Source organism: Bacillus sp. 05T31 (assembly GCF_056396725.1).
In genome coordinates this window covers 1-3,250 of record NZ_JBFTMA010000510.1, presented here as the reverse complement: position 1 = coordinate 3,250, position 3,250 = coordinate 1, and the positions used below count along the sequence as shown (strand labels likewise).

Annotated in this window: 5 protein-coding genes; 3 read left to right on the top strand and 2 right to left on the bottom strand. The window is 33.8% G+C overall.

Annotation, left to right across the window (positions count from 1 at the left end; translation table 11 throughout):
• Positions 1–342 precede the first annotated feature (342 nt).
• On the top strand, positions 343–639 hold the full coding sequence (locus AC1DJR_RS23190) for a DUF4183 domain-containing protein (protein ID WP_429688967.1): 297 nt from the start codon (positions 343–345) through the stop codon (positions 637–639).
• A gap of 10 nt (positions 640–649) precedes the next feature.
• Here AC1DJR_RS23190 and AC1DJR_RS23185 read toward each other — a convergent pair whose 3' ends face one another.
• Entirely contained in the window at positions 650–1,057 is a 408-nt protein-coding gene (locus AC1DJR_RS23185) for a hypothetical protein (protein ID WP_227494797.1), read from the bottom strand.
• 129 nt (positions 1,058–1,186) lie between these two features.
• Positions 1,187–1,462 carry a hypothetical protein gene (locus AC1DJR_RS23180; protein WP_429688969.1) on the bottom strand — a complete coding sequence of 92 codons (276 nt, stop codon included), beginning with the start codon at positions 1,460–1,462 and terminating at the stop codon, positions 1,187–1,189.
• 244 nt (positions 1,463–1,706) lie between these two features.
• Here AC1DJR_RS23180 and AC1DJR_RS23175 point away from each other — a divergent pair, with 244 nt between their 5' ends.
• Both AC1DJR_RS23175 and AC1DJR_RS23170 read left to right on the top strand, forming a co-directional pair.
• Positions 1,707–2,360: a DUF2306 domain-containing protein gene (locus tag AC1DJR_RS23175; RefSeq protein ID WP_477003597.1), complete on the top strand. Its 654-nt coding sequence runs from the start codon at positions 1,707–1,709 to the stop codon at positions 2,358–2,360.
• 512 nt (positions 2,361–2,872) lie between these two features.
• Positions 2,873–3,250 (top strand): carboxymuconolactone decarboxylase family protein (locus tag AC1DJR_RS23170; RefSeq protein WP_477003596.1); only part of this gene is annotated, 378 nt, incomplete at its 3' end.

Below are 3,250 nucleotides of genomic sequence, written 5' to 3'. Positions count from 1 at the left end.
CAGTTAGCTTTTTGTTAACTGCTCTTTTATATTGAACTAATAATAAAATTTTGTTCTTATTGCTTTTTTACATCATATACTTCTAACCTAAACGTATCGCTCATAGAGTTACCTCCTATCTTAAAGAGCACTTATGCATGGTGCTCTTTTTTAGTTTCTTTATTTCTACAAAATGAAATTTTTGTATAGAATCATCCTTATTTAACAATCTATATTGATCTTTACGCTTATGTATCAGTTCATAAGCTACTTCTAATATTTAAGAACTTCATAGAATACAATGTAGGACAAATTTTCTAATAAACCAGTCCTATTAAAACTTGAAAAGGAGGTGAATACAAAATGGCGATCATACCTCCATTTATAGCTTCTAGAAGATTTACTTCCACACTAGGTGCAGGTACAGGTACAGGTACAGGAGCTGCTTTTGCAATTGCTGCTACAGCTTGTTTGAATGATGCTGGAGTTACTGCTACAGCATTTCCAGCCTTCACGTATTATAATTTCTACCTAAACGGTGTACTTCAGCCAGGCGGGGACTCAAGTGTTACTACTGGTCCAACTGGAGCAATCACAATTCCAGGTGGCGATGCATTCGACCCAGCAATTCCAGTTACTGTTGAATTTATCGTAACTTAATTCGCATCTTTTACTTTTGGACAGGCTTCTTAATAAAGAAATCTGTCCTTTTTACTAAAATGAAGTTTTTATTAAAGTAACCCTGATCATTCAGATTTCCCTCTACATACTCCCATAAACCATAAAAGCTCTCATCTTCATTGTTTATAAGTTCCTGCAAATCTTCATCTTCCTCAATTTCTTCTTCGTAGTATTCTTCTAAGAACTCTTTTAAATTACTAAAATTAGAAAATATAACGTGATCGCCGTCATTAAAGAAATGTTCCTCATGCCCACTATCATAATCCTCATGTCCTGGAACAAATCGATAATCCTTAATTGTCCAAAAACGTGGTGCTGCTTGTGAATCATAATCATGTTCACCTTCGTGCTTCATAATTGCCTGAAGTTCCTTTAAAAATTGAATATCCTTGTTCATTTCCCATTCCCCTTTACGAATAATCTTTTTTATATYGCACATACTACCTGCAAGCCGACTTCCCACGGCTGCACTCTTTCAAATCGGAGAACTCTCCTCCGTGTGCCGTGCAAAAACGTAGCAGGTAACTTAATCGGTTACCTGCCGTTTTTGCGTGTGGAGATAATGGGAAATGCTGTATTTGAGATTAGGAATTTCGTTTTGGGGGCAACCTGTTTTGTTAGGTTGATGGCGATGAGGTGGTACCCCTAAACGAGCAATTATCTGGTGTCGATTTACATTTAAGGTTGCCCCAGCCATATTTGCATAAGGTGGGCCTGCTGCTTGCATAACTATTGCGGTCATTGCTGGAACCGTGACACCTACTCCTAAATTGATTATTAAGAAAATAATTGCTAATAACAAATATGGCGCAGATGTACAAATTTACCACAAATTCTTTTTTGTTGTATGATTAATTAAGTGGTATTATTTCTAAAATTAATCACAGAATGTCTTTAGTAAATCCTGAACTGTTTAATAACTTAGTCGAAAACTGGATTGAACATGATGCCCTGCCAAAAGAAGTTAATTAAGTTCTCTTTTAACCCTAGATAAACAGCAATATATGTTCTAATTCCCTTAAATGTTGCAAGGAGGTGGTGAAATTATGAATAAAAAAACTTGGTTTATATTTACTTTTCCAGCTATTTTAGTAGCTGGTTATGCTGTTTTCCAATATTTTATTATGGATGGATTTCAAGCAGGGTTTGTYCAAATGAAGCTTATGTTTCTATCTAAAATGAGTRCGTTTTGGTACATTATGTTATTTMTACATATTGCAACTAGTGTAGTAGCATTAGTAATTGGTCCTTTTACATTATCCMCAAAATTTAGAGAAAAGAATATCAGTCGCCATCGAATGATTGGAAAAATCTATATGATTGGTATATTATTTGGCGGCTTTTCAGGACTTTATTTATCCTTTTACGCTACRGGRGGATTRGTAGGAAAGYTYGGTTTCGGTTTGTTATCCGTRTTTTGGCTAACATCGGCATATCAAGCATTAAACAGAGTTAAGAAKAAAAAAATTCAAGMCCAYCGRAATTGGATGATCCGAAATTATTCCTTAACCTTTGCGGCAGTTACATTAAGAATTTGGCTACCTTTGTTTGTATTTCTATTTGGACTGGAGTATTTCGAACTTAGTTATGCTGTTATTGCTTGGTTAGCGTGGGTGCCAAATTTAATCATTGCAGAATTATTTATAAGACACAGTCGTAATAAAGGGCAACAACAGAAAAATGCTGATTTACATTTTTGATGCAAATTTGATTTGTTATTGAGGCAAGAACTCTTAGGTATTTCCATGATTTTCTATAAAATCACATAATTTAAGTTGATGGATGTGTGATGCTACCCCATGTCTATCAAGCTAAGAAATTAGTTGTTCTCCAAAACGAAAAAATTAACTAAATCCCTATAAATAACTATAGGAAGATAAAAACTCTGTAGCTTTCGAATAAAGTTTGATCAAAATTATGTAGTTGTTTGGTGATAATAAAATTGTTTCATTTATAATAAAATCATTTAAAAAATTAATAAAGTTATTCAATTTATTCTGACGGTAATAATAAAATAATTAAAAAGTGAAAATATTTATTTGGAAACTACGGTTACTCATTTGCGATATTTACGTACCATGAAACAACTAATTACACTGTCTACAACTGAAATTCTCTTTGATTTCGAATGCCTTACAAACAAAAAATTAGCACGAATGTTCGTATGAAGGTATAATTATAAGTATCTTAAAATCAAAGGAGGTCTTGCCTTATGAGTCAAAGAATTTCCTACTATGATGTTGCACCTGATGGCATGAAAATTATGATGGATATGGAGAAGTACACTAAGAAGTCTACAATTAATCGAATTACTAGAGAACTTATAAAGATTAGAGTCTCTCAAATTAACGGTTGTGCTTTCTGCATGGATATGCATACATCCGATGCTCGTAAGATAGGTGAAGCCGAACAACGAATTTATTGCTTGAATGCTTGGAATGAATGCGATTTTTATACACCTGAAGAGAAAGTTGCTCTTGAACTATCTGAGCATATTACTCTAATTCCCACTAAAAGAGTTCCTGAAGACCTATATAAGCGAGTACGTGAACACTATGACGAGAAACAATATGTTGACCTTGTTCTGGTA